Origin of the sequence: Marinobacter sp., from assembly GCF_034669625.1 — a bacterium.
Taxonomy (GTDB): Bacteria; Pseudomonadota; Gammaproteobacteria; order Pseudomonadales; family Oleiphilaceae; genus Marinobacter.
The window spans coordinates 34009-59515 of sequence record NZ_JAXMOY010000001.1 but is presented as its reverse complement, the minus strand read 5'-3'; the positions used below and the strand labels follow the sequence as shown (position 1 = coordinate 59515).

The 25507-nt window shown below is 57.4% G+C and carries 15 protein-coding genes and 1 tRNA gene; 8 read left to right on the top strand and 8 right to left on the bottom strand.

The window, feature by feature from the left end:
- Positions 1-100 precede the first annotated feature (100 nt).
- The 3 genes from glyQ to VOI14_RS00215 all read left to right on the top strand — a co-directional run bounded on the left by glyQ (position 101) and on the right by VOI14_RS00215 (position 3378).
- Entirely contained in the window at positions 101-1132 is a 1032-nt protein-coding gene (glyQ, locus tag VOI14_RS00225; protein WP_416361373.1) for a glycine--tRNA ligase subunit alpha, read from the top strand.
- Complete coding sequence (gene glyS / locus VOI14_RS00220) at positions 1132-3213, top strand: glycine--tRNA ligase subunit beta (RefSeq protein ID WP_323750005.1); 2082 nt, start codon at positions 1132-1134, stop codon at positions 3211-3213. Before glyQ ends, glyS begins: the two co-directional genes overlap by 1 nt.
- An 88-nt stretch (positions 3214-3301) precedes the next feature.
- A tRNA-Pro gene (locus VOI14_RS00215) sits at positions 3302-3378 on the top strand.
- Between the two features lie 21 nt (positions 3379-3399).
- Here the strand turns inward: VOI14_RS00215 and VOI14_RS00210 are convergent.
- Complete coding sequence (locus VOI14_RS00210) at positions 3400-3915, bottom strand: lipocalin family protein (RefSeq protein WP_323750004.1); 516 nt, start codon at positions 3913-3915, stop codon at positions 3400-3402.
- A gap of 132 nt (positions 3916-4047) precedes the next feature.
- On the opposite strand from VOI14_RS00210, the gene VOI14_RS00205 reads away from it, so the two are divergent.
- Complete coding sequence (locus VOI14_RS00205) at positions 4048-4419, top strand: VOC family protein (RefSeq protein ID WP_323750003.1); 372 nt, start codon at positions 4048-4050, stop codon at positions 4417-4419.
- Positions 4420-4491: 72 nt separating this feature from the next.
- On the opposite strand, the gene VOI14_RS00200 is transcribed toward VOI14_RS00205, so the two are convergent.
- The 3 genes from VOI14_RS00200 to VOI14_RS00190 all read right to left on the bottom strand — a co-directional run bounded on the left by VOI14_RS00200 (position 4492) and on the right by VOI14_RS00190 (position 8974).
- Positions 4492-4884, bottom strand: coding sequence for a globin (locus VOI14_RS00200; RefSeq protein ID WP_323750002.1), 393 nt, complete (start codon positions 4882-4884; stop codon positions 4492-4494).
- A 137-nt stretch (positions 4885-5021) separates the two neighbouring features.
- Positions 5022-7277: an ATP-dependent DNA helicase gene (locus tag VOI14_RS00195; protein ID WP_323750001.1), complete on the bottom strand. Its 2256-nt coding sequence runs from the start codon at positions 7275-7277 to the stop codon at positions 5022-5024.
- Complete coding sequence (locus VOI14_RS00190) at positions 7274-8974, bottom strand: VRR-NUC domain-containing protein (RefSeq protein ID WP_323750000.1); 1701 nt, start codon at positions 8972-8974, stop codon at positions 7274-7276. Before VOI14_RS00190 ends, VOI14_RS00195 begins: the two co-directional genes overlap by 4 nt.
- 88 nt (positions 8975-9062) lie before the next feature.
- Between VOI14_RS00190 and recC the strand changes: the two genes are divergently transcribed.
- From recC to recD, 3 genes are read left to right on the top strand one after another with little or no spacing between them, the layout of a single operon-like run.
- Entirely contained in the window at positions 9063-12656 is a 3594-nt protein-coding gene (gene recC / locus VOI14_RS00185; protein ID WP_323749999.1) for an exodeoxyribonuclease V subunit gamma, read from the top strand.
- Positions 12653-16378, top strand: coding sequence for an exodeoxyribonuclease V subunit beta (gene recB / locus VOI14_RS00180; protein WP_323749998.1), 3726 nt, complete (start codon positions 12653-12655; stop codon positions 16376-16378). Before recC ends, recB begins: the two co-directional genes overlap by 4 nt.
- Entirely contained in the window at positions 16375-18639 is a 2265-nt protein-coding gene (recD, locus tag VOI14_RS00175; protein ID WP_323749997.1) for an exodeoxyribonuclease V subunit alpha, read from the top strand. The genes recB and recD overlap by 4 nt, the downstream gene beginning before the upstream one ends.
- A 3-nt stretch (positions 18640-18642) precedes the next feature.
- Here recD and VOI14_RS00170 read toward each other — a convergent pair whose 3' ends face one another.
- The 4 genes from VOI14_RS00170 to VOI14_RS00155 form a co-directional block, all read right to left on the bottom strand.
- A complete protein-coding gene (locus tag VOI14_RS00170; protein WP_323749996.1) occupies positions 18643-19893 on the bottom strand; it encodes a hypothetical protein in 1251 nt (416 codons plus the stop codon).
- Complete coding sequence (locus VOI14_RS00165; RefSeq protein WP_323749995.1) at positions 19890-21092, bottom strand: MbnH family di-heme enzyme; 1203 nt, start codon at positions 21090-21092, stop codon at positions 19890-19892. The genes VOI14_RS00170 and VOI14_RS00165 overlap by 4 nt, the downstream gene beginning before the upstream one ends.
- Positions 21093-21096: 4 nt before the next feature.
- On the bottom strand, positions 21097-22125 hold the full coding sequence (locus VOI14_RS00160; protein WP_323749994.1) for an MbnP family copper-binding protein: 1029 nt from the start codon (positions 22123-22125) through the stop codon (positions 21097-21099).
- A gap of 92 nt (positions 22126-22217) precedes the next feature.
- Complete coding sequence (locus tag VOI14_RS00155) at positions 22218-24011, bottom strand: ABC transporter ATP-binding protein/permease (protein ID WP_323749993.1); 1794 nt, start codon at positions 24009-24011, stop codon at positions 22218-22220.
- A 187-nt stretch (positions 24012-24198) separates the two neighbouring features.
- On the opposite strand from VOI14_RS00155, the gene gabT reads away from it, so the two are divergent.
- Positions 24199-25476 carry a 4-aminobutyrate--2-oxoglutarate transaminase gene (gabT, locus tag VOI14_RS00150; protein ID WP_323749992.1) on the top strand — a complete coding sequence of 426 codons (1278 nt, stop codon included), beginning with the start codon at positions 24199-24201 and terminating at the stop codon, positions 25474-25476.
- Positions 25477-25507: the final 31 nt, after the last annotated feature.

Below are 25507 nucleotides of genomic sequence, written 5' to 3'. Positions count from 1 at the left end.
AGAAAACCGGCGCCAGCCAGCGTATAATGCGCGTTTTCAAATTTCGGAGTGCTCCGTAAAACCGGAGCGCCACACACAGACTGACCAGCAGGCAAACGTCGTGACAGACAAGGCAACCAATAACTCCGCGCCAGACATCAAGACCTTTCAAGGTCTGATCTTGGCATTGCAGAATTTCTGGGCGCAGCATGGCTGCGTGGTACTACAGCCTCTCGATATGGAAGTCGGTGCCGGCACATTCCACCCGGCCACGTTCCTGCGCTCCATCGGGCCCGAGACCTGGAACGCCGCCTACGTGCAGCCCAGCCGCCGTCCAACCGACGGTCGCTACGGTGAAAACCCGAACCGCTTGCAGCATTACTACCAGTTCCAGGTTGTTCTCAAGCCGTCTCCGGATAACATTCAGGAGCTGTATCTGGACTCGTTGCGCGCCTTGGGTCTGGACCCGCTGGTACACGACATTCGCTTCGTTGAAGATAACTGGGAATCTCCGACTCTGGGCGCTTGGGGCCTGGGCTGGGAAATTTGGCTGAACGGTATGGAAGTCACCCAGTTCACCTACTTCCAACAAGTTGGCGGCCTTGAATGCTACCCGGTCACTGGCGAGCTGACCTACGGTCTTGAGCGCATCGCCATGTACCTGCAGGGCGTGGACAGTGTCTACGATCTGGTCTGGACCAACGGCCCGGATGGCGTAGTAACTTACGGCGACGTGTTCCACCAGAACGAAGTGGAACAGTCCACCTACAACTTCGAACACGCCGACACCGAGTTCCTGTTCCACAGCTTCGACGTTTACGAGCGGGAAAGTGCCCGCCTGATCGAAGCCGGCCTGCCGCTGCCGGCCTACGAGCAGGTACTCAAGGCCTCCCACACCTTCAACTTGTTGGATGCTCGACACGCCATCTCTGTGACCGAGCGCCAACGTTTCATCCTGCGTGTACGCACCCTGGCTCGCTCCGTTGCTCAGGCTTACTTTGAAAGCCGTCGCAAGCAAGGCTTCCCGTTAGCGCCCGAACAGCTCCGCAAAGAGGTGCTGGCAGCTGCCGATGCGGCTGACGCCAAAGCCAAAAGCAAAGGCAAGAAGTCCGGAAAAGCGAAAAAGGCTCAGCAGGAACAGGGGAAAGCATAATGGCTACACAGGATTTTCTAGTCGAACTGGGTACTGAAGAGCTGCCTCCGAAAGCCCTCAAAGGCCTGTCTGACGCCTTCACCCAAGGCATTACCAAAGGCTTGGAAGACGCCGGCGTTAACTTCGGTAAAGTAGAAGCTTTCGCCGCCCCGCGCCGCTTGGCCGTGCGCATCCGGGATCTGGCCGATGCCCAGCCCGACAAGTCTGTGGAAAAACGCGGCCCCGCCGTCAAAGCCGCCTTTGATGACGCCGGCAATCCGACCCGCGCTCTGACCGGCTTTGCCACGTCATTGGGTATCACCCCCGATCAACTGGACACGCTGGAAACCGATAAAGGCGCCTGGCTGGTGTTCCGCACCGTTGAAAAGGGCAAGCCCACCGTGGAGCTGCTGCCCGAACTGATCAACCAGTCTTTGTCGGCGTTGCCGATTCCCAAGCGCATGCGCTGGGGTGCCCACCGCACAGAATTCGTGCGTCCGGTCCATTGGCTGATCATGCTGTATGGCAACAACGTGATCGAAACGCCGATCATGAACCTGAAGCCCGGCAACAAAACCCGTGGTCACCGCTTCCACTGCCCGAAAGAACTGATCATCCCGACCCCGGCTGACTACGAGACCGTGCTCAAGCAAGAAGGCTACGTGCTGGCCGACTTCGCCGAGCGTCGTGAGCAGATCCGTGTCGGCGTGAACGCACTGGCCAAGAACGAAGCCGGTGGTGTTGCCGTCATCGATGAAGACCTTCTCGACGAAGTAACGGCTCTGAACGAATGGCCGGTGCCGCTGATGGGCCGCTTCGACGAGCGCTTCCTGAAAGTGCCCGCGGAAGCCCTGATCTCCTCCATGAAGGAGCACCAGAAATACTTCCACGTGGTCGACGACAACGATCAGATGCTGCCGTTGTTTATTACCGTCGCCAACCTGGAGAGTAAAGATCCGGCTCAGGTTGTTGCCGGTAACGAGAAGGTGATCCGCCCACGCTTGTCAGATGCCGCTTTTTTCTTCGAGACCGACGGCAAAAACAAACTCGAAGATCGTATCGATGCGCTCAAGCCTATCGTATTCCAGGACAAGCTCGGCAGCATTTACGACAAGTCGGTGCGCGTAGCCGCACTGGCCAAGAAAATCGCCGACGCCATCGACAGTGATCCGGTGCTGGCCGAACGCGCCGCCATGCTGGCCAAGACCGATCTGGTCACCGAAATGGTGCTGGAGTTCACTGATCTGCAGGGCATTATGGGCAGCTACTATGCCGCCGCCGATGGCGAACACGCCGATGTTGCCAAGGCGCTGAACGAGCAGTACATGCCGCGCTTTGCCGGCGACGATCTGCCCACGACGCTGACCGGTTGCGCCATCGCCATCGCGGATCGCATCGATTCACTGGTCGGGCTGTTTGGCATCAACCAGCCACCTTCCGGTACCCGTGACCCGTTCGCCCTGCGCCGTGCCTCCCTCGGTGTGCTGCGTATCATCATCGAGCGTGAACTACCGCTGGACTTGCAGACACTGTGTGAATGGGCTGAAGAGAACTTCACGGTGCTGACCGAAGAGAACACCGCCAGCACCGTGGTCAACTACATGCTCGAACGCTTCCGGGCCTTCTACGACGAGCAGGGCATCAGTGCCGAAGTCTATCTGGCCGTGCACGCCCGTCGTCCGACCAGCCCACTGGATTTCAATCGCCGCGTGAAAGCTGTTGAAGCCTTCCGTCAGCTGCCAGAAGCTTTGGCCTTGGCCGGCGCCAACAAGCGAGTATCGAACATCCTGACCAAACAGGGTGGCGACCGCATCGGTGAAACCGTCGACAACGCCTTGTTGCAGGATGAGCCCGAGAAGATTCTGGCGCAGAAGATCGAAGAGCAGGCGGCAAAAGTGCTGCCGTTGTTCGAGCAGGGCGACTACGCCACCGCATTGACCTCGCTGGCAAGCCTGCGCGAGCCTGTGGATAACTTCTTCGACGAAGTCATGGTCATGGCCGACGACGACGCTGTTAAAAACAACCGCTTGGCGCTACTCAACCGTCTTCGCAACCTGTTCCTGCGCGTTGCCGATATTTCCCTGCTACCCACAGCCGGGTAAGCGGGCTAACGCGCAGTTTTAAGTAGCTATTTCCCCAAGGAAGGGGCTAGCAAAATGGCCGGTAATCCGTATAATACCGGCCGTTGTTCGGCGTGTGGCGCAGCTTGGTAGCGCACTTCGTTCGGGACGAAGGGGTCGCAGGTTCGAATCCTGCCACGCCGACCATTTTCCCGCTTTTCTGTTTTTTTACTGCTCCACCACAATCAATTCCCCCAATTCAAAACCTTCCGCCACCGCTCTGGCTTTAAACGCTTCCAGTTCGTCCTCGCTCACCTCCGGCGTTCGGGACAGAAACCACAGGAAATCCCGGTTGTAGCTGGTTAAATAAGCGCGCGAGTAGTTTTCTTTTTCGAGGTCAAACACCACGTACGAGCCATAGAAAGGCCCGAAGAACGACACCTTCAAGTAACCCACATTGCTGTCACCCACAAACACTGCCCGGCCCTCGGCTTCTTTCCATTCATCTTTGGCCTTGTTGTAGCCACGGTTCAGAACGTGAATGCTGCCGTCTTTGTTGGCGGTGTACTCTGCAGTGACCTGACTCAGGCCCGCTTCGAAAGAGTGGTCGAGGCGGGCGATTTCGTACCAGGTGCCGAGAAAACGCTCCTTCTCAAAACCGGTGACCGGGACGATGTCTTTAGGTAAGCCGGTGCAACCCTGCAGTAACAGTAGTATGGTGCTCAACAGAGCATAGCGCTTCATGGGGTGTCCTTAGTCTGAGAATGCTTCCGAGACGATAGCATTACAAAGCGAAGAACTCCGCTATCATTGTGAACTGCTCTGACTCCCGATTTTTTGCGTATACCCAACCTCAACGACTAACGGAGAATCTTCATGATCGGATATGTAACCCTAGGCGTCAGCGATATGGACAGAGCCAAGCAGTTCTACAGCGACCTGCTGGCAGACCTTGGTGGCAAATTGCTGCTGGATATGGGCCGCATTGCCTTCATTGGCAAGGATATGAGCTCGCCGATGGTGGCCGTGTGCACACCGTTCAACGGTGAACCGAACCAACCGGGCAATGGCAACATGCTGGCGATTCAGCCAGGCTCAAAAGAAGCCGTCGACAGCCTCCACAAGAAAGCCCTTGAATTGGGTGCCACCTGTGACGGCGAGCCGGGGCAGCGTATCCCGAACCAGTTCTACGGTGCCTACGTACGTGATCCAGACGGCAACAAACTGGCCTTCTTCCAGTTCGGTTAATCATAAAAAGGCCCCGCAGTTAACCACTGCAGGGCCTTTTACACATTCAGAACACACACTAAGGCCTTCGCCTTAGTAAGCCCCGCGAATCAGATCAATCCCCGGCTTTAACACCTCTTTCCAGGCTTGACGCAGACCAGGCGTATATTCCGGATCATGGAGCCGCACGGTTTTCAACAACGCTTCTTCCCACAAGCCATACCATTCCGGCTGAATATCATAATTGTGACGATTGTGGCTTTCCCCCAAATCCCTGAGCTTCCGGTCCGGCATGCCTCGGGCCACCAGAATGATCTGCATAACCCCATTGCGAAGCAGATGGCGCTGGGCTGGCAGATCGGTGTTGGCAAAACGCCGACGAATGGCTTCGGAACTCGCCATGAAGAAATCGTAGAAATCGACAAAGAATTCTTCTGTGCGACAACAGCGACCATAGCTCTGGAAAACAAGATCCGTGTTATTCATCTGCAGTGTCTGCCTTGGGAATAAGTGGAGAAAACGCGAGGAGCTGGCGAATTGTAAGCTTGCGACCTAGATTTTCAATAGGAAATAAGTCGCGACGAACCAGCGTCGATCCAAGTATCGATACGGCGGGCACACGCTTACGGGCGGTCGGGAAACCACCAGCCCGGTAACAATCGATTCACCGCAGGCGTCATGAAACGATCATCAATCAGCCAGATCACCCCTTGGTCCTCTGGCGTTCGGATAACCCGGCCTGCCGCCTGGGCCACCTTTTGTAGGCCGGGAATCAGGTAGGTGTAGTCATAGCCGTTGCCAAACCGCTGCTGAAGCCGCACCTTCAGGATTTCGTGCCAGGCATCAAAGGGCGGCAGACCCAGGGTGGTGACGAACGCACCGATGAGCTGATCACCGGGCAGATCAATGCCTTCACTGAACACCCCACCCAATACCGCGAACGCAACACTGCCATTCGGCTTCTGGAATCCGGCCAGGAATTCGCGCCGCTGCTCCGGGCTCATGCCCGGTTGCTGACTGCGTTGCGGAATATCTGGGGCGAATTCCGCCAATGCCCCGCTGGCCTCGTTGGCATATTTGAAACTGCTGAAGAACGCCAGATAATGACCGGGACGCTGCCGGTACTGGTTGGCAATCACCTCCGCGATGGGGTGCAGCGATGCTTCCCGGTGTACCTGTCGGGTACTGATGCCGGGCGTGAAGTTCACCTGCAACTGGTCCGCACTGAACGGGCTCGGCAGGGAGGTAAAGCGGCTATATTCCGGCAGGCCCAGCAGATCCCGGTAATAAACGCCGGGGCTCAGGGTGGCGGAGAACAAAAGCACCGAGTTGGCGACGGCAAAACGGTCTCTCAGAAAATCTGCCGGGATGAGGTTCTGCAGGGTTAAGCTCGCCCGCCCGCGGCCGTTGCGCTGGAATTCACACAGCGAGTGATCCCCGAAGCTGTCTGCCAGCTTCATAAACGCCACACTTTCAAACAGTACTTCCTGTAAGGGCAGGTCTGGTGGGTTATCGGCGAGGTAATCGGTGATGGTGGACACCATCGCCTGCAAGGCCCCCAACAACTGTGAGGGCAGGGTGGCCAAAAACACCGGTTGGCTTTGCTCTCCGTGATCGCGGATCAGACTTTGCCAAGCCCGGGCGGCTCGCTCCAAGGCGGACTTCAGCGGTTTGGGCGCGGTTTTCTTTACCTTCAGCAAACGCTGCTGATCCAGCCGCACCGAGTACATGCCGCGGCCACGATCCACCAGATTATGAGCTTCGTCCACCAGCACACTGGCCTTCCAGTTGTTTTGGCGAATCAACCCGTGGAGCAGGGCAGATTGGTCAAACATCCGGTTCACATCGCCAATCACCAGATCGCTCCAGCGAGCCATTTCCTGAGCCAGGAAATAGGGGCAAATGTCATGACCTGCAGCGATTTTCTGTAAAACGTCTTGAGTAAGTGTACTTCTGCTTTGAACGGCTTCAGCCCGAGCATCGGGCAATCGGTCGAAAAAGCCTTTCGCGAGCGGGCAGGAATCGCCGTGACACGCTTTGTCCGGGTGTTCGCAGGCATCGTCTTTAGACACCAACTCCAACGTGCGTAACGGCCATGGCTGCAACGGGTCCTGGGCTGAATGCAACTTATCCACAGCATCCAGCGCCAACTGTCGGGCGGTGTTCCGGCAGGTGAGGTAGCACAGTCGGTCCTGTCCCGCCGCGGGCATGGCCATTAAGGCCGGGAACAGGGTGCCCAGAGTTTTGCCCAGGCCGGTGGGCGCCTCCAGCAGCAAGGTTTCGCCTTTTACGGCATTTTTATACACCGTTTCGGCCAGTTGCCGCTGGCGCGGGCGAAAGTCCGGGAACGGGAAAATCAGCTCCGTCAGCAGGGCATTACGCTGTTCCCGATGATGCTCTTCCTGTTCCGCCCAAGCTTTATAAATGGTGCACAGGGCTTCGAGTTCTTGCCACAGCTCGTCAGCACTGGCGGTTTCCAGCATCGAGGTCTCTTTGCTCTTGCCGATGTCGAAATAAACCAACGCCAGCTCCAGCTTCTTACGCTTTTCCTGGCGGCATAGCAGCGCGCCATAGACCCGTAACTGGGCTCGGTGCAGCGCCCGTTGATGCGCGCAAATCCGGGACACATCACCCCGATGGGTTTTGATCTCCTCCAGCCGCCCGTTGTGCGGATTATAACCATCGGCCCTTCCGGATAAACTTAACCCCATGCACTCACCGGTAAGTGAATACTCGCTTTTATAGCCGTAACCGCGGTTGTCCTGAATCGCTTGGTGGCCCGCAATACCTTCTTCTGCGCTCGGGGCCGGGGTGTATCGGAAGTCCAGATCACCGTAGCGGGCCGCAAACTCGCACAGGGTACGAACGGCCACCTTCATGAACGGGCCCCGGCATCCTGCCAACGCACATAACACACACTGGCGGGTATGCCGTGCTGTTTGAAAAAGGCGAGCCAACGACGTTGGTGATCTTGCAATCGGTCACCGGGCCCTTTCACTTCAATCATTTCATAACGGTGTTCGGGAGATTCGGCGTCGGGGATAAACCGGATCAAATCCGGGAAGCCGCTTCGGTTTTCTTTCACGTTGGTCAGCAAGCGATAGAACAGTGCACTTAACTGCTCAGCCGGAATACAATCCAGAGCTCGCTCCAGCAAGGCTTCGGTCACCACCGGCCATGCTACAAAGGGGTTAGCAATACCCTGCTTCGCTCGAAAGGTGCCCAGAATCTTTTCCCGATAGGTACCCGTTTTCAACAGCGAGAAGCATTGATCAAAATCCGCCTGTCGACGGGCGACAAAGTCTTCGCGGGTCAGGTCCACCGGGCCGACATGGAATGGGTGGAAGAACGCACCGGCGATGGGTTTGAAGATCACCGGCCAGCACAGTAGGCCGAACAGAGCATTGATCAGCGTGTTTTCCACATAAAACACCGGCGCACGGTCGGTGCTGAGATGCTCCAAAGCCGCCAGCTCGACCGTGCCGGTATCCGGTTTGGGCAGACTAATGGTTCGTTCCCGGATCAACGGTTTGGCCGGCTCCTGCGGTTTTGGTTCACCCACTTTCGGCGCCAGCCGTTTCAGAATTCGCTCCAGCCCTTGGGCTTCGGCATCGCTCAGCTCACCGATTCGCCACTGCTCGGCGATGGCCCAGGCCTCCTCGAACCGTTTCAGACGCTCCAACAATCGCAATTGCTTGAGCCTCGCTTCCCGGTGCCCGCTGGCGGCCCACGCCTGCAATGCCAGTTCCGGATTACCCTGCCGCTCGGCCTGCCGGCCCAGTTCCAACAAAAGTCGGTTTCGGCGGCTGGTTAGCCATGAGTTATCCACAGGGTCAGGAATACTTGCCCAGACCTCATCAGCCGCGTCGCCCTCATCCAGACGCTCCCGGCACCGGTGCATCTGCAGATAGCTGTCGACCTCGGCCCGCTGTTGGAACGCCCGAGACTCAGGGCTAAAAGGGACGGCTTCGAATTGCTGTACACCCAGCTCCACCAGTACGAAGTCGGTCCAGCTTTGGCGCAGATTGCCGAAGAACATCAGGCGGATGCGATCGAACAAAGCCATGTCCTGAACTTTCACCACCTGCGCCACCGGTTGATCGAACCAAAGGTGAGCCGGTTTGGACTCAGGCTTTGTGTCGGCAAGCGCCTCACACAGTCGCGCCTTAGGCAGGTTTTTGGCGAAACCGTTGTGCGCCAGCCAGTCCGCAAACAACGGCCGCAACTCAGCCAGGGTATGCAACCGAAACACATCCTCTAAGCCCAGCAACGGGGCAGGCTCCAACCATTGCTGAGCGATCAGCTCGGCCACCGCTTCGGTTTCCGGCTGCGGCAATTCCGGGTAATTCAGCTTATCCACACGGAACACTTCACCGCTGCGCATTATCATTCGGGTCAACAGCGCTCGCGCCGCCACCGGCAGCCGGCGGAAACTGTCCAGCCGCGCGCGTTCGAACCCGGTCAGAAGATCGCCGTGATGTGCAGCTACCCAGTCAACCAAGGTGTTCATGTTTTCCAGGTAGTACAACGGATTCTCGAGATCCGCCGTTTTCGGATACGACCGCATTTGTCGCATGAAAGAGATACCCTGCCTGACGAAACAAACTCGGGTTTGGGGTAACCTGTCACCCAGACCCATTTTCCGGAATCAAGATAACACTGGTATGCCTGAGACCAACAGTATTGAACCCGGCTTTCACGCCATTCACGCCAACCACCTGGAAGACCTTCGCCGGGCGGTGGTGTACATCTGCCGCCAAAACTCGCTGCCGCCGCTGGAGAGCGAAACCTTTCTGGTGCAGAGCAACGGTATCGCCCAGTGGTTGAAGCTGGCACTGGCGGAAAAGCGCACCGACGATGGCATGGAAGGTGGACTGGGCATTGCTGCCGGCATGGATTTTCTGTTTCCAGCCCGTTTTATCTGGCAAGCCTACCGAGCCGTGTTACCGGAAGGCGAAGTACCCGAGCAGTCTCCGTTTGATAAAAGCCGATTGGTGTGGCGGTTATACCGGCTTTTACCCGAATTGGTTGGGCAGAATGACGCCTTCACTCCGTTGGCTCGATTTCTGGACGGCAGCGATACCGACCTGCGTAACTTCCAATTAGCGGAAAAAGTGGCGGATCTGTTCGATCAGTATCAAGTGTTCCGCGCCGACTGGCTGGCTGCTTGGGAGCAGGGCAGGGATGTTCTCATCACGCCCAGAGGCGAAGAAAAGGCACTGACTCCGGAAACCCTGTGGCAACCGCTGTTGTGGCGCAAACTGGTCGAAGATGTGGGCGAAGCCGCAGGGACCAGCCGATCACACATCCACACCCGTTTTATGGAACAGGGCCAGCGCATCACAACCCCGGCCGACCCCAGCCGGTTGCCCAAGCGGATTGTAGTGTTTGGCGTGTCCTCGTTACCACGACAGGCATTGGAAGCACTGTACGTGCTCAGCCGCTTCAGCCAAGTGGTGCTGTGCGTGCACAACCCCAGCCAGTTCTACTGGGCCGATATCATCAGCGATCGGGAATTGTTGAGGGCCAACCGCAAGCGCGGTCTGGCCCATCCGGTGCTTTCGCAGATTGATGACAAGGACCAGCTGCACCAACACGCCAACCCGCTACTGGCGGCCTGGGGCAAGCAAGGCCGGGACTACATCCGTCTGCTGGACGAATTCGACAACCCGGAGGAATACCGCAGCAGTTTCCAGACCCCGGACCAGAAGATCGACATTTTCTCGGAGCACGGCACCGGCGAGACTCCCCGGCTGTTGAACCAACTGCAGAATGACATCTATAACCTGACGCCGCTGCAGGAAATCCGTGAGCAAGCCCGAGCGCTGGACCTGACCCGCGATTATTCCATCGCGTTTCACGAAGCCCACGGCCCCCAGCGTGAGGTTGAAGTACTGCATGACCAGCTCCTGGCCGCCTTTAATGCTGACCCGAACCTGCGACCCCGGGATGTCATCGTGATGGTGCCGGACATCAACGTGTACGCCCCTCATATTCAGGCGGTGTTTGGCCGTTACCAAGCCGGTCGCAAGCGCCATATTCCATTCACTATTTCCGACCAGGGCCAACGCCACCACGAACCGGTGTTGATCGCGCTGGAAACCCTGATGTCTTTGCCTCGCAGCCGCTTCGGGGTGAGTGAAATCATCAGCCTGCTGGAAGTCCCCGGCATCCGTGACCGCTTTGGCATCAATGAAGACGACATTCCGCTGGCCCGGCGCTGGGTGGAAGGCGCTAACATCCGTTGGGGCCTGCACGGTCAGCACCGGGAAAGTCTCGACTTACCGGGTGAATTAAATCGCAACACCTGGCAGTCCGGGCTGAGGTCGATGCTGTTGGGTTACGGTATGGGAGAAGACGACCCGTGGGCTGGCGTAGAGCCTTATGGCGAAATCGGCGGCCTGCAAGCGGATCTGGCCGGTCGGCTGAGCGACTTCGTGCATCAACTGGAAAGCTTGTGGCAGGCACTGCAAACCCAGCGCACACCCGAGCAGTGGGAAACGCTGTTCTCGGGCATGCTGGAGCAGTTTTTCCACAAGGTCGAAGGCAGCGATCTACTGCTGCTTAACCGCTTCCGGCGACATCTGGAACAATGGCTGGACAACGCACTGGCCGCCGGACTGAATGATCAGCCACTGCCGTTGAACATCGTCAAAGACGTGCTGCTGTCCGGCTTGGACGAAGGCGGCCTGAACCAGCGTTTCCTGGCCGGCAAGGTCAACTTCGCCACCCTGATGCCGATGCGGGCGATTCCCTTCCGCAAAGTGTGCTTGCTGGGCATGAACGACGGCGATTATCCCCGCTCCCGACCACCCGTGGATTTCGATTTGATGGCACAGGATTACCGGCCCGGAGATCGCTCCCGCCGGGAAGATGACCGCTACCTGTTCCTGGAAGCCTTGCTGTCGGCCCGCGAGCAGCTCTACATCAGCTGGGTAGGGCGCAGCATCAAGGACGACTCCGAGCGCCCACCGTCTGTGCTGGTGGGTCAGCTGCAGGACCACCTCGACAGCCTGTGGATCATTGCCGGGCAGCCGGACACAAAGGTGACTCGAGCGCTGACCACCCGACACCCGTTGCAGCCGTTCAGCCGCGATTATTTCCCCAAGAGCAATGCCGGGGATAACGGCGCAGACGATTCCCCAAAGCCTCTCGCTGAGGTACTGCAAAGCCGCAGCCTGTTCACCTATGAACGGGAATGGCGCAGCGCCCATGGTGTGAAAACGAACCAACAAACGCAGGCCGCATTGCCGTATCAGGCACCGGAAGAACCGATAAGCCTGAACGATTTGGCCAGCTTCCTGAAAAAGCCTATCGATACCTTCTACCAACGCCGCCTGCAGGTTCGCTTTGAAGAGGTGGAAGACGAAGACACCGACAACGAAAACTTTGATCTGAACGGGCTGGACCGCTGGCGTCTGGACAACGAGTTGATTCAGCAAAGCCTGCTCAAAGCCGGTACCGAAGAAGAACTGCATGAGCGCCTGGAAACCACCTTAGATCGAATGGCGCGGCGGGGCGATCTGGGCATGGGCGTCACCGAACACCGCCTGCGCAGCGAATTGTCCGGGCGCTTGCCGAACCTGTTCGGGCGTTACCAAAGCGCGCTGGCCGAATGGCCAGAAGCGGTGGCTGAACCTTTGGCCTTTAACTACGCGCTTGAACATACCACCGGTTCCGTAGAAGTGGCCGACCTGATCGATGGCCTTCGCCGCAATACCAGCGGTGACCTGTGCCGACTGGTAGTGGCCAGCTCCGGTTTGCTGACCGGCTCCGGTTCCAGCAGAAAAGTACGCTACGCCAATCTGCTGCGGGACTGGTTGATTCATCTGGCCGGGCAACTCAGCGGCCAACCGTTTGAAACCCTGATCCTGGGCAAGGAGGAAGACCGCAAGTTCACATTTGCCCCGATGGCGACCGCGACCGCCAAACAGCACTTTGACGCCGTGCTGAAACGCTGGATGGAAGCCACCACTCGGGCCTTGCCCATTCATTGCGACGCCGGCTTTGCCTGGGTCACCAATTTCTATGGTGGCAAGAAACACATAGGCGATCATGAACGCGCCATTGATGAAGCAGAAAAGGCCTACAACACGGCGCTGGAGAGGGACACCGGCTATCTGCGCGGAGCCTTCGAAACCCCGGACGCATTCATGGCCAGTGGTGAATTTGAAGCGCTCTTGCACGACTTGTATGTACCCCTGTGGGAAGCAGAGCAGGGCAAGTCAGCGGCTGAACAGATTGAGACGATGGCATGACTGAACAAACGCGCAACCGAAACCCCAATCTCGACCCGTTGGCTCTGCCCCTGAACGGCAGCGCCCTGATTGAAGCCAGCGCGGGTACCGGCAAAACCTTCACCATCGCCATACTGTATGTGCGTTTGGTGCTAGGCCACGGCCAAACGGCACAGAGCCCGTTGCAGGACCTGTTGCCACCGAACTTGCTGGTGGTGACCTTTACCGAAGCCGCCACCAAAGAACTTCGGGATCGAATCCGAACCCGGCTAACTCAAGCCGCCGAGGTCTTTTCCGAACACGCCGCCAGCCTTGAGCCATCACCGGAAACCGAACTTATCCACAAGCTACGGGATGACAGCTACCCGGACCCGGCCAGCTGGCCCGACTGCCGCAAAAAACTGCTGCTTGCCGCTGAATGGATGGATGAAGCCGCGGTATCCACCATCCACGGCTTCTGCAACCGCATGTTAAGCGAGCACGCCTTCGACAGCGGCAGCCTGTTCAAGCTCACCCTGGAAACCGACCAGAGCGAGCTGCTGGATGAAGTCGCCCGGGATTACTGGCGCACCTTTGTTTACCCGCTGCCACCGGCGCTGATGGATGAAACCCTGAGTCACTGGAAAACCCCTACCGACCTGCGCGCCGCGGTCCGCAATTTGATTGGCGATCCGGACAGCCTGGGCACACCTCCCATGGATGTGCACAACGCCATCGAACAGGTGGTCTCCGAAAGAGACAACCAATCAAACGCGCTGAAACACTACGACTGGGCCAAATGGCAGAGCGAAGTCACTGACCTGCTGAACGATCTCAACAAGAGCAAACGGCTACACGGTGGCAGCAAGAACGCCATGCTGAAAGTCTGGGACACTTTGGTGGCCTGGGCCAGCTCCAACGAGTTGTTACCGGAAAAACTGGACTCCGCCGCGGGCTTCAAAAACCAGACTCCTGAAGGGCTGGATAACATTCTGAAGGGCGATGATCCGGCACCGCACCACCCGGCGTTCGACGCCATCGACGAGCTGATGGCATTTGGCCAGAACCAGCCCAGCGCGAAATCCGATATCCTGCGCCACGCCAGTCACTGGATTGCCCAACGGCTGGAGGACGAAAAACAGAAACGCTCGGAAATGGGCTTCGACGACCTGCTGACCCGGCTCGACGATGCCCTGCACGGCCCACGGGGCGATCAACTGGCCGCCACCATTCGCCGCCAGTTTCCGGTGGCGTTGATTGATGAATTTCAGGATACCGACCCGGTTCAGTACCGGATTTTCGACCGTATCTATCAGGTTGAAGCAAACAAACCGGATACCTGCCTGCTGATGATTGGTGACCCGAAACAGGCCATCTACGGTTTCCGGGGTGCGGATATCTACACCTATCTACAGGCTCGCCAAGGGGTGCAAGACCGCACCTACACCCTGGGTAAAAACTTCCGCTCGGCGGAAACCATGGTTTCCGCCGTCAACCGGGTGTTCGAGTACAGCGATCAACACAGCCGCGACGGGGCTTTCCTGTTCGGTCAGGGCGATAGCTCACCGCTGCCGTTTCAGGGTGTCGCAGCCAACGGCACCAAACGCCTGTGGTCGGTGGCTGGAGAGCCGCAACCGAGCTTGCTGTTCTGGACCCAGGAATCCAGTGAAGCCCATAAAGACGGCAGCCCCAAAGCGATCGCAAAAGGCGCCGCCACCGCCGATATCGCCGAGACCTGCGCCAGTGAAATTGCCCGCCTGCTGACGCTGGGGCAGGGCGGAAAAGCCGGTTTTGTATTGCAAGACGACCCGAGCGATCTGGAACCGGTCAGCCCGCAAGACATTGCCGTACTGGTCAACAACCGGGGCGAAGCCCATGCCGTGCGCGAGGCCTTGGGCCGCCGGCGCATCAAGAGTGTGTACCTGTCCGACCGGGGCTCGGTGCTGACGTCACCGGAAGCCAAAGAAGTGCTGTCCTGGCTGCGAGCCTTTGCCGAACCCCGGCAATTGGCCTACATTCGGGCCGCGCTGGCGACCCCCACACTGGGCCAGTCCTGGCAGGCGATGAACCAATTGCTCAGTGATGAACTGGCGCTGGAGCGCGAAATTGAGCGCTTTATCAGTTATCAACAGCAGTGGCATAGCCAAGGCGTGCTGCCCACGCTGCGCAGTTTCCTGATGGATTTCGACGTGCCGGGGCGCTTGCTGCAACGGCCCGATGGAGAGCGCCGGCTGACCGACATTCTGCACATTGCCGAATTGCTGCAACAAGACAGCCTGCAACTGGACGGTGAACACGCACTGGTGCACCACTTTACCCAGATCCTTCGCGCCGCCGATGACGAGGACGAACACCGAACCCTGCGTCTGGAAAGCGATGCCGCCTTGGTGAAAGTGATTACTGTGCATAAGTCCAAGGGCCTGGAATACCCGTTGGTGTTCCTGCCCTTTGGCACCGCCTACCGCGCCCAGAGTGAAAAACAATCTTTTGTCAGCTATCACAACAGTGACAACAAGCTGGTGACCGTGTTCGACCCGAGTGCCGACGACGTCGCCAAAGCCGACCAGGAACGTCTGGGCGAAGACATCCGTAAAATCTACGTGGCGCTGACCCGAGCCCGGTTCGCCACTTGGGTGGGCGCCGCAGCCCTCGACAACTGGCAGCAAAGCGGCCTGGGTTACCTGATATCTGGCAGCGGCGCAGACAACATCAGCCAATGCCTGAACATACTGGGTGAGGGCAGGCAGGAGATCACGGTCACTCCGCTGCCGGAACCGGAAGACACGCTCTACACCGAACAGGCACCGGAAGCCTTGGGCCCCGCTCTGATTTCCAGCCGGGAAGCCAAAGAAGATTGGTGGATTGCCAGCTATTCGTCGATTGAATATACCGGCATGGCGGGCACCGGCATTGTGTTCACCGGTGAGGTCGAAGACGCCGAGACCCAAAACCTGCTGGAAGAAAGCGCCCAGAATACCGACGAAGAAACGCCCGAGATGAACGATCAGCGTAATCATCATCATTTCCCGAAAGGCGCCGGCCCCGGCACTTTCCTGCACGAACTGCTGGAGTGGTGTACCCATCATGGTTTCCAGTGGGTTGTGGATAACCCAGATCAACTGCAGGAACAACTGACCCGACGCTGCAGCACCCGTGGCTGGAGCGATTGGGTAGAACCCTTGCAACACTGGGTATCGGCACTGATTACCCGACCTATCCCCCTGCAACGCTCAGGCGACGAACAGGTAACCCTGGCCCAGTTGACCAGCTTGCGCCCGGAGCTGGAGTTCTGGTTCGAAAGCCGCAACGTCAATGTGCGCAAACTTGATCAGTTGGTGAAATCGCACACGCTCAACGGCGCCGACCGGCCTCAAGCCCAAGCAAACACGTTCAATGGCATGATCAAGGGCTTTATTGATTTGGTGTTCGAACACAACGGGCAGTATTACGTGCTGGACTACAAATCCAATGCCTTGGGTGAAGAAGACAGTGCCTACACCGATCAGGCCATGGGGGAAGCCATTCTGGATAAACGCTACGACCTGCAATACGTAATCTATCTCTTGGCGCTGCACCGCTTGTTGAAAGACCGGATACAGGGCTACGACTACGATCAACACATCGGCGGTGCCGTGTACCTGTTCCTGCGGGGCGTGAATTCCGCCGGCGGCGGTGCCTTCACCGACAAACCCCCAAAAACGTTGATCGAGCAACTGGACGCCTTGTTTGATGGCGACTCTGTCTCAGCGGAGGTGGCCGCATGAGCCGTACGCGGAACAACGACCAGCAGATAACCATGGACTTAGGCGATGCGCCTGCGGTCGAGTCGACCAAACCGGCTGTGGATAACTCCCGCTTGTTGGCCTCTGTGGATAACACCGATGCGCTGCTGCAACAATGGCAGCAGGCCGAGTGGATTCGGCCGCTCGACCTGGGCTTTGCCCGGCTGATTCGGGATTTGTCCGAAGAGCAGGGTGAACCACTGCACCCCTTGGTATTCCTGTTGGCCGCGCTGATGTCCCACCAAGTGGGCCGAGGTCACGTGTGTATCGATCTGGCCACGCTGCTGGCCGACGCCGACACCACCTTGTCGCTGCCGCCGGAGGAACCGTCAGCCAATATGCCGTCTCGTCGGGGCAGCCCAAGCCAAGCCGAACCGATGGATCTGAGTCATCTGAAACCGGCGGACCTGCTGGCACGAATGACCCTGACGGACTGCTTGTCGGCGCTGTCAGAATCCTTCGCGGTCAGCGACGGCACCCGCATCTCGCCTCTGATTCTGACCGAAGGCCGGCTTTACCTGCGTCGCCTATGGCGTTACGAGCAGGGCATTGCCAAGGGCATTCTGCAACGTCTGGCGTTACCTTCGCTGGTGGCTGAACCCGATTCACCCGCGGCGGGTACGCTGTCGCAGGCTTTGAGCACCCTGTTCCCATCGGGCGAAGTCATCGATTATCAGAAACTGGCCTGTGCCCTGGCCGCCCGCAGCCGTTTCTCGGTCATCACCGGAGGCCCGGGCACAGGCAAAACCACCACCGTGGTGAACCTGCTGGCGGCGCTGCAAGCGGTCGCGGGCGAATCAGCAGAACGGGCAGGACGAAAATACCGCATTCGGCTGGCGGCACCGACCGGTAAAGCGGCGGCCCGCCTGAACGAATCCATTGCCGGCGCGGTCAGCCGGTTGCCCCTGCCGGAGTTACCCGGCAACCTTGAGCAAGAGGATATCCCCACCAAAGTCACCACCTTACATCGCCTGCTCGGCAGCCGGCCGGATTCCCGCAAGTTTCGCCATCACCAGGATAACCCTCTGATGGTGGATATTCTGGTGATCGATGAAGCATCCATGGTGGATGTCGATCTGATGGCCTCGGTGTTCGATGCCCTGCCAGACCATGCTCAACTCATCCTGTTAGGGGACAAAGACCAGCTGGCCTCGGTGGATGCCGGTGCCGTGCTGGGCGAGCTGTGCCAGCGCGCCAACGAAGGCCATTACACGCCGGAGACCGCAGCGTGGCTCGCCGCAATCACCGGCACTCGGATACCGGAGAGCCTGATCGATGCCAGCGGCCAGGCTTTGGATCAGGCGGTCGCCATGCTGCGCAAGAGTTACCGTTTCGATGAAGACAGCGGCATTCGAGCTTTAGCCGAAGCGGTCAATGGTAGCGCTGTGGATAACATCGTGCGCCGGCAGATGCGTGAGGCCGAATTCGACGACGTCATCTGGCTCAATGGCCGTACCCGAAAGCCCGATCTTGAAACCACGCTGGAGCAAATCTGCCAACACGCCATTACTGGTACACCGGGGGCTTTTCGTAACGCCGGTCAGGGCAGGGTGGTGAAGAATAAAGAACTGCCGCCACCGGTCGGCTATCGCCACTACCTCCAAATGATGGACGATCATGGGCTGACGGTAAGCAGTCCCCGGGCAGCCTGGGATGCGCTGGCAAGTGATGTCCTGGCAGCCTTCAACGACTTCCAGATTCTCACTGCCTTGCGCCGAGGGCCTTGGGGAGTAGAAGGTTTGAACCAACGAGTGGAAGAGCATCTGCGTGCGCAACATCTGATCAAGGAACAACATCCCTGGTACCACGGCCGGCCGGTATTGATCACCGGCAACGACTACAATCTCGGCCTGATGAACGGCGATATCGGGATCACGTTCAAAGTGGTCTGGGATAAAGACGATAACGGTACTCCCATCGAGAGCAGACTCGTGGCCTTCCCAAGCGGTGACGGCACGCAGGGCATCCGCTGGATTTCCCCGAGCCGCCTGCAGCAACTGGAAACCGTGTATGCCATGACGGTGCACAAATCCCAGGGTTCAGAGTTCAATCACACCTGCCTAGTCTTGCCAGACCGAATCAGCCCGGTACTCACCAAGGAACTGGTGTACACCGGGATTACCCGGGCTAGGAACTGGTTCAGCTTGATCACCGGAAACACTCAGGTACTGCAAGACAGTGTCAGCCAGCAAGTGACCCGCGCCTCAGGGCTGAGACGCGGCTTGTTTAAAACAAACGGATAGTCGTCAGTGCCTGTGGGCGGGGGCAGTCAGGCCAGATGACGGCCAGAGACGCCCGGCCCAGACCAAGCCCACGGCCCAGCGCAGGTCGCGGTCCGCCAACGTGTCGTCCTGAATAAGCTCTGCCCGAATGGCAATGTCATCGCGCCACTGATAGCGCCATACGGCGGTATAGCGCTTCGGGTCATGTTCGTCAGCATTCTGCAGTCCGGTATTGGTCGCAAGTACCGGAGCGGCAGGCCCCGTCAGCGAATTATCCGTTGAGAGAATTTCGGCCCGTACCCCCAGCGTATGTTTTCTCCAGGTAAGATACGGCTGCACCCAAACCCCGGCCTGATCAGCCTCGAGTTCTGCTTGTCTGCCAACCTCATCATGGACAACGCCGTCGATATCCATTTGCATGAACTCACCTTTCAAACCCAAGTACCAATCCGTGGTAAGCCGATAGCCAAGATCCCCATGAAACCCAACAATATCGACATCGCCGGTGTAGCGGGTATCAGGAAACGCTTCAGCGGATTGGCCCGGCGGAGCAACCGGGGGATGAGAATGACCGCCACCATATCGATGATCCTCTCGTGCGCTGGATGACCCTTGATAGTACCAACCACCAAAGGATGCCTGAAAACCTCCGTTTTGCCATTTATGCCGGGCAAAAACATCCCACGCTCCATCACCCTCTGAATTTGCCGGGTAGGCTGAACCGCGCCAGATTTCCAAGCCTGCAGACCAACCTGCGGTCTCATGCCACCACAGTCTCACCCCCTCATCGTGGAAATCCCGGCCATAAAAGACATCCTCTACCAAAGGAGACTCACTGGCGAGGCGGTCTACCGCGTGGCCAGCTAACGACGGGGAAAAGGCAGGCCCCATCCGGCCAACTTCGATAACCCACGGCCCACGGCTGTCACAACAGGCATACCCAAGGTAAGCATGCTGTAACTCAATACCGTCCTCATGGTCACCGCCGCCGTGTGAACCCACTTCTAGAACCGCAAAGGTGCGTTCATTAATCCGCACGCCCAACGCCAATGAGGCCTCATCCACCGCCAGGCCTTTTTCCATGGACCAGGCATGACCTCCCATCAATGTACCCGGTATCTGCCAGTATTCATTTTGGCCCACCAAATCATCGGATCGCCAGGTGGTTACCAAGCTAGCATTCACCTCAATGGGCTCCTCGCCGGGAATGTAGTGGGCTTGGGTTGGTAGAGACAGGCTCAAACCGGTAACAAATAAAAATGCTGGTCGTATCATGGAGTTTCCTGAATGCTGTTCTTGGCCCAGGGGTTAGCGAAGCGGGGGTTGGTAACAAAGGATTCATCGGTGAGGGATTCAAGGAACGCGACGACATCCTTAATCTCGGCGTCAGTAATCTGGAACGATGTGATAAACCCGTCTTTGTTGGGGTTCATGCGTCCGTCACCGGCGTTGGGTGCCGTTGTTCTAAGCCGGCCACCAGCCGCATAGTTGCGCACAACATCTTCCAACGTTCCTACCGATCCATCATGGTTGTACGGCGCCGTAAGCGCGATGTTCCGGAGCGTGGGTGCACGAAATTGCCCCATATGATCCGGGTTTCCGGTTACTTCATGACGACCGGTGTTAGGTTCTGGATAGCCTCCCATGCCATCAATGTTGTATAGCCCGGTGTTATGGAAAACCAACTGATTGAAGCTGGTTTGACGGTCAACCGTTGCATCGGAAAAGTTATACCCTGCGTGGCAGTGGAAACACTCCAGACGTTCGCTGTTAAACAGTTTTTCGCCACGAAGAGCCGCGTCTGACAACTCACCACGATCCAACGCACTCTCAAAAGACACAAGGCCGCGAACAAACGACGCCAGCGCTTTGACGATGTTGTCCCATGCCAACTCACCATATAGCGGGGCATCCTGATCCGGAAAAGCTTGCTGGAACAAGGGCGCGTAAACAGGCTCCGCCTGAATATTACGCACAACCTGCTCGGAGTTAGCGGCGTTCAAGCCATGTTCGATGGGATCATCACCAAACAGGGGAATCATAATCTGCTGTTCAATGGTGCCCAGACTAGGGTTACCCCAGGTTAAAGTGCTTGCCCAGGCCACATTGACCAGTGATTGACTATTACGGGGATGGCGCTCCCCCGTTGCTCCGAAGGGGGTCGTCAATCCATCACTGAAGGCTTTGTCCTGATGATGACAACTAGCACAACTTAACTCCCCATTAACCGATAGCCGTTGGTCATAAAACAGATGCCGGCCCAGCTCGAACTTTTCTTCTGACATCAGGTTATCCACAGGAACCCGGGGCAGGGGAATAGAGTCGGGTAATCCCCAATCGAAGGAAGACATGCTGGCGCCCTGATCATCTAGCGTGGTCGAGCTGGTTTCCAGACAACCCGACAAACCAAGCGAAACGGACAACATTAACGCAGGCCCAACGGGGCCTGCGATATACCTGCGATGTTTTCCCATGGTCTTATTTCTGCTGAACAACAGAAAAGACGACCGTATTGGGATTGCCGGTTGAGTTAGAGAACTCACCCCAAGGTAGCGCCAAACGCTCGAAAATCGCTGCGCACTCAGGATCGGTTTGACCAGACATACAACCCGGTGCACCACCGTCATCCCGACCCAGGTTAGAGCCTGAGACCAACGCCTCGTAATCAAACTGAACCTCGGCTTCGTTCAGGCTCACACCGTTCAGTGGCAAGGTTAATTCTATGCGGTTCTCATTCGGGCAGGCTTCCGGAGCAACGCCCTGACCAAGTTCCGAGGCCGAGACTTCACAACCGGTACTGCCAAGGTGGATGTTCCAGGAGGAGCTAGACCATTGAGCGTCTTCAGGCCGAACAACGCCACCGTTCGGCAAGACATCCGCTGCAAGAAATTTGTAGCCGTTTTGCCAGTTCCAGGACATGCCGGCGGCCATACCAGGATTCCGTAAAGGCTCGTCTGCGTCTGTTTGGCTCTCGTGGTTCAGATCAAAAGGTACACCCAAAGTGAACCTGATCGCTGCGATACTGACAGCGGTCTCAAGCTCAACAGTGCCCTGAACACGATCTTTGAAAGTGGGATTTGCACCGCTATTGCCATCGGCACACACTTCAACCAGATCGCCGGCGACATTAACCTCAGCCGTGTCCCGGAAATCGAGCAATGCGACCCGGTCGTTTTGAGCTAAAGCTTCAGGATCAAGTGTCACCGATAAAACATCACCTTGCTCCGTCACCAGCGCCAAATCGTGAATAAACAATCGTAGATCTTTAACCGCCACATCAGACCCTGCCGCACCCAGTCCGGAATAAGTGGTACCGCATGTCCATGGATCAGAACCCACAACGGCTGCAAAAGGAATGACCAGGTCGATGGAGTTATCCGTGCCCTGTTCAGCATCGGGTAATGAAGACGGATCATCTTGCCCGACATCCGTTGATGAAGACGAGCCACCGCACGCAGAGAGAAAAAAAACACAGGACACCGCACCTGCCATCCCTATATTTTTCACTATAACCTCCTCCAATTAGCATTCTTATCAGGAGGTTATGTTGAGTGAACAACACTCAGCAGGGAATGGGACATAATGCCGCAGACTGAGGGTCAGCCCTCGGCCGCTTGATGTTGCTGCTGCCAGAGATGCGCATAATGTCCGCCCCGAGCCAGCAAGTTGATGTGGCTGCCGCTTTCAACAATATCGCCACCCTCCATCACCAGAATGGTATTGGCATCCCGAATGGTGGAAAGCCGGTGGGCAATCACCAGCGTGGTGCGCTGCTGGCTCACTTCCTTCAACGCGCTCAAGATGGCTTGTTCGGACAACGAATCCAGTGATGAAGTCGCTTCATCGAGAATCAGTATGGGCGGGTTTTTCAAGATCACTCGGGCAATCGCAACCCGTTGTTTTTCTCCGCCGGAAAGCTTCAAGCCCCGTTCACCCACCTTGGTGTTGTATCCTTCCGGCAGGCTGTGGATAAAGTTTTCCAGATGGGCCATGCGAGCGGCCTGATGCACCTCTTCCTCGGTCGCATCCGGGCGACCATACGCCAGATTTCGGTAGAGCGTGTCGTTGAACAACACGGTGTCCTGAGGGACCACGCCAATGGCAGAACGCAGGCTGTCCTGAGTCACTTGCCGAATATCCTGTCCATCGATGCAAATACGGCCTTTATCCACATCGTAAAAGCGGAACAACAAACGGGCGAGGGTAGACTTGCCCGCGCCACTGGCGCCGACCACGGCCACGGTATGGCCCGCCGGAATGGCGAAATTAACGTCCTGAAGAATGGGGCGATCCGCCCGGTAGGCAAAGTGAAGCCCCTCAAACCGGACTTCCGAGTTATCCACAGCCAACTCGCTAGCGTCTGGCGCATCCTGAATTGCCGGTTTATCCCCAAGCAGTTTGAACAAACGCTCTACATTCACCAAGGCCTGACGGATTTCCCGGTAAACGAATCCCAGCGCGTTCAGCGGGATGAACAGCTGCAACAAATAGGCGTTCACCATGGTGAAGTCGCCCAATGTAATCTCGCCGCTGGCTACTTCACGAACGGCCATGGTCATGATGACAATCAGCGCGACACCGATGATCAGCGCCTGTCCGATGTTCAAAGCCGCCAGAGACAATCGGTTCTTGAGCCGCGCCTGCTCCCAGTTATCCAGATCCTGATCGTAGAGCTGGGCCTCGTAACGCTCGTTGTTGAAGTATTTGACGGTCTCGTAGTTCAGCAGACTGTCGACCGCCCTTGAATTGGACTCGTTGTCCCGCGCGTTGGCTTCCCGCACGAATTGTGTACGCCATTCGGTAATTTGGATGGAATACACCACGTACACCACCACCGCCACCATAATGGCCAGCACGTAACTGACGTTAAACACCACCAACAGAATGCCTGCCACCATCAGGATTTCCAGCAACGTGGGTACGATGTTGAACAAGGTAAAGCGCAGCAAAAAACTGATGCCGTTGGTACCGCGTTCAATGTCCCGCGCCAGTCCACCGGTCTTGCGGTCGAGATGAAAACCCAATTCGCGCTGGTGAAGATGCTCGAATACCCGCAGCGACACCCGTCGCATGGCCCGCTCGGCGACCCGGGCAAATACCGCGTCCCGTAATTCGCTGAACAGCGTGCTGCCAAAGCGCAGACCGCCGTACGACAACACCAATAGCACCGGTATCCAGAGCAACATATCCGCCGCCCGAGTCTGATCCAGATAATCCACAATGTATTTCAATGCCACCGGTGTGGCGACCGTGGCCAGCTTCGCCAGCACCAACAAACACAGCGCCAGCGCAACCCGTCCCCGAAATTCGGCCAGATAAGGCCAGAGCCCGGCAACCAGTTTCCAATCGGGTTTGTGGTCGGCTGGGTAATCGTTGTCGGCGTAAGCGCGCACAGGGAATCCTCAAGTTCAGAGCGGAATCAGTTATCAAGCTGTGGATAAAGTTATCCAGCTACCGGCCTGAGTGTACTTCAGAACTCCGGAGTCTGCCTGCCGCTCTCGGTGGTCGGTTTGTGTCCTGCCGCCGTACTTCCTACACTGAAAGCAGACATTCTTCACTCTGACTCAGGGAGATTGACCAGTGAGCAACCAAGAACTGCAAGCACTCAAAGAGCGTTATGTGGCCGCAGGGGCCGCCAGCCCCAATGAACAATTCGCCGACCATGCCCTGAACGCCGAATTGTGGGACGCCGACGGCCGGCGAATGATTGATTTCGCCGGGGGTATTGGCGTCCTCAACATCGGCCATCGCCATCCGAAAGTGGTGGAGGCCGTAAAAGCACAACTCGATAAACTGATGCACACCTGTCAGACCGTGATGCCCTACGAGGGTTACGTAAAGGTTGCCGAGAAACTGAGCCATGTGACTCCGGTTCGCGGCCACGGAAAAGTCATGCTCGCCAACTCCGGGGCCGAGGCGCTGGAAAATGCCGTGAAAATTGCCCGCGCCGCCACCGGCAAACCCAACGTGATTTGTTTCGACGGCGGTTATCACGGCCGTACGTTCTTCACGATGGCCATGAACGGTAAAGCTGCGCCTTATCAAACTTCATTTGGCCCCATGCCCGGACTGGTTTACCGAGCGCCTTACCCAGTGCCCTACCACGGCGTCTCCGAGGAAGATGCTTGGCGTGGACTGATGATGACCGTGAAGACTGATTCGCCCGCTCAGGACACCGCAGCCATTGTTCTGGAACCGGTACTGGGTGAGGGTGGTTTCTACGCGGCCCCGACAAGCTTCCTCGAAAAGCTGAGGCAATTCTGCGATGACAACGACATCCTGTTAATCGTGGATGAGGTTCAGAGTGGCTTTGGCCGTACCGGCAAACTGTTTGCTATCGAACACAGCGGCGTAGAACCGGACATCATGACCATGGCCAAATCCATGGCTGATGGTATGCCTATCTCTGCCGTAGTCGGCACCGACAAGGTGATGGATGCTTCCGGGCCTAACTCGCTGGGTGGCACCTACACCGGCAGTCCAACGGCTTGTGCGGCGACTCTGGCTGTGTTTGACGTAATCGAGCAGGAAGACATACTGGGTAAAAGCCAGCGCTTGGGTGAAACCTTGCGCAAGCGCTTTGAACAATGGCAAACGCAATTCACTCATGTGGATAACGTTCGCAACCTCGGCCCCATGGCCGCCTTTGAACTGGTGGAAAGTAAAGACTCACGCAAACCGCTTCCGGATCTAGCCGCCTCGATTACCAAAAAAGCTAAGGAGAAAGGGCTGATCCTGCTCAGCTGCGGTATGTTCGGCAATACTCTGCGCTTTCTGATGCCTGTCACCATTGAGGACGACATACTGGAAGAAGGTCTGGCGATTGTTGAGGAATGCCTGAAAGAAACCGGTGCCTGAGCCGGTATAACCCGTTCCTTGCCGGGCCAAT

Coding starts and splice junctions, on each gene's coding strand:
- glyS (WP_323750005.1), top strand. CDS start 1,132: ATGGCTACACAGGATTTTCTAGTCGAACTGGGTACTGAAGAGCTGCCT.
- VOI14_RS00165 (WP_323749995.1), bottom strand. CDS start 21,092: ATGGGAAAACATCGCAGGTATATCGCAGGCCCCGTTGGGCCTGCGTTA.
- VOI14_RS00205 (WP_323750003.1), top strand. CDS start 4,048: ATGATCGGATATGTAACCCTAGGCGTCAGCGATATGGACAGAGCCAAG.
- recC (WP_323749999.1), top strand. CDS start 9,063: ATGCCTGAGACCAACAGTATTGAACCCGGCTTTCACGCCATTCACGCC.
- VOI14_RS00210 (WP_323750004.1), bottom strand. CDS start 3,915: ATGAAGCGCTATGCTCTGTTGAGCACCATACTACTGTTACTGCAGGGT.
- VOI14_RS00170 (WP_323749996.1), bottom strand. CDS start 19,893: ATGATACGACCAGCATTTTTATTTGTTACCGGTTTGAGCCTGTCTCTA.
- VOI14_RS00200 (WP_323750002.1), bottom strand. CDS start 4,884: ATGAATAACACGGATCTTGTTTTCCAGAGCTATGGTCGCTGTTGTCGC.
- VOI14_RS00190 (WP_323750000.1), bottom strand. CDS start 8,974: ATGCGACAAATGCGGTCGTATCCGAAAACGGCGGATCTCGAGAATCCG.
- VOI14_RS00195 (WP_323750001.1), bottom strand. CDS start 7,277: ATGAAGGTGGCCGTTCGTACCCTGTGCGAGTTTGCGGCCCGCTACGGT.
- recD (WP_323749997.1), top strand. CDS start 16,375: ATGAGCCGTACGCGGAACAACGACCAGCAGATAACCATGGACTTAGGC.
- recB (WP_323749998.1), top strand. CDS start 12,653: ATGACTGAACAAACGCGCAACCGAAACCCCAATCTCGACCCGTTGGCT.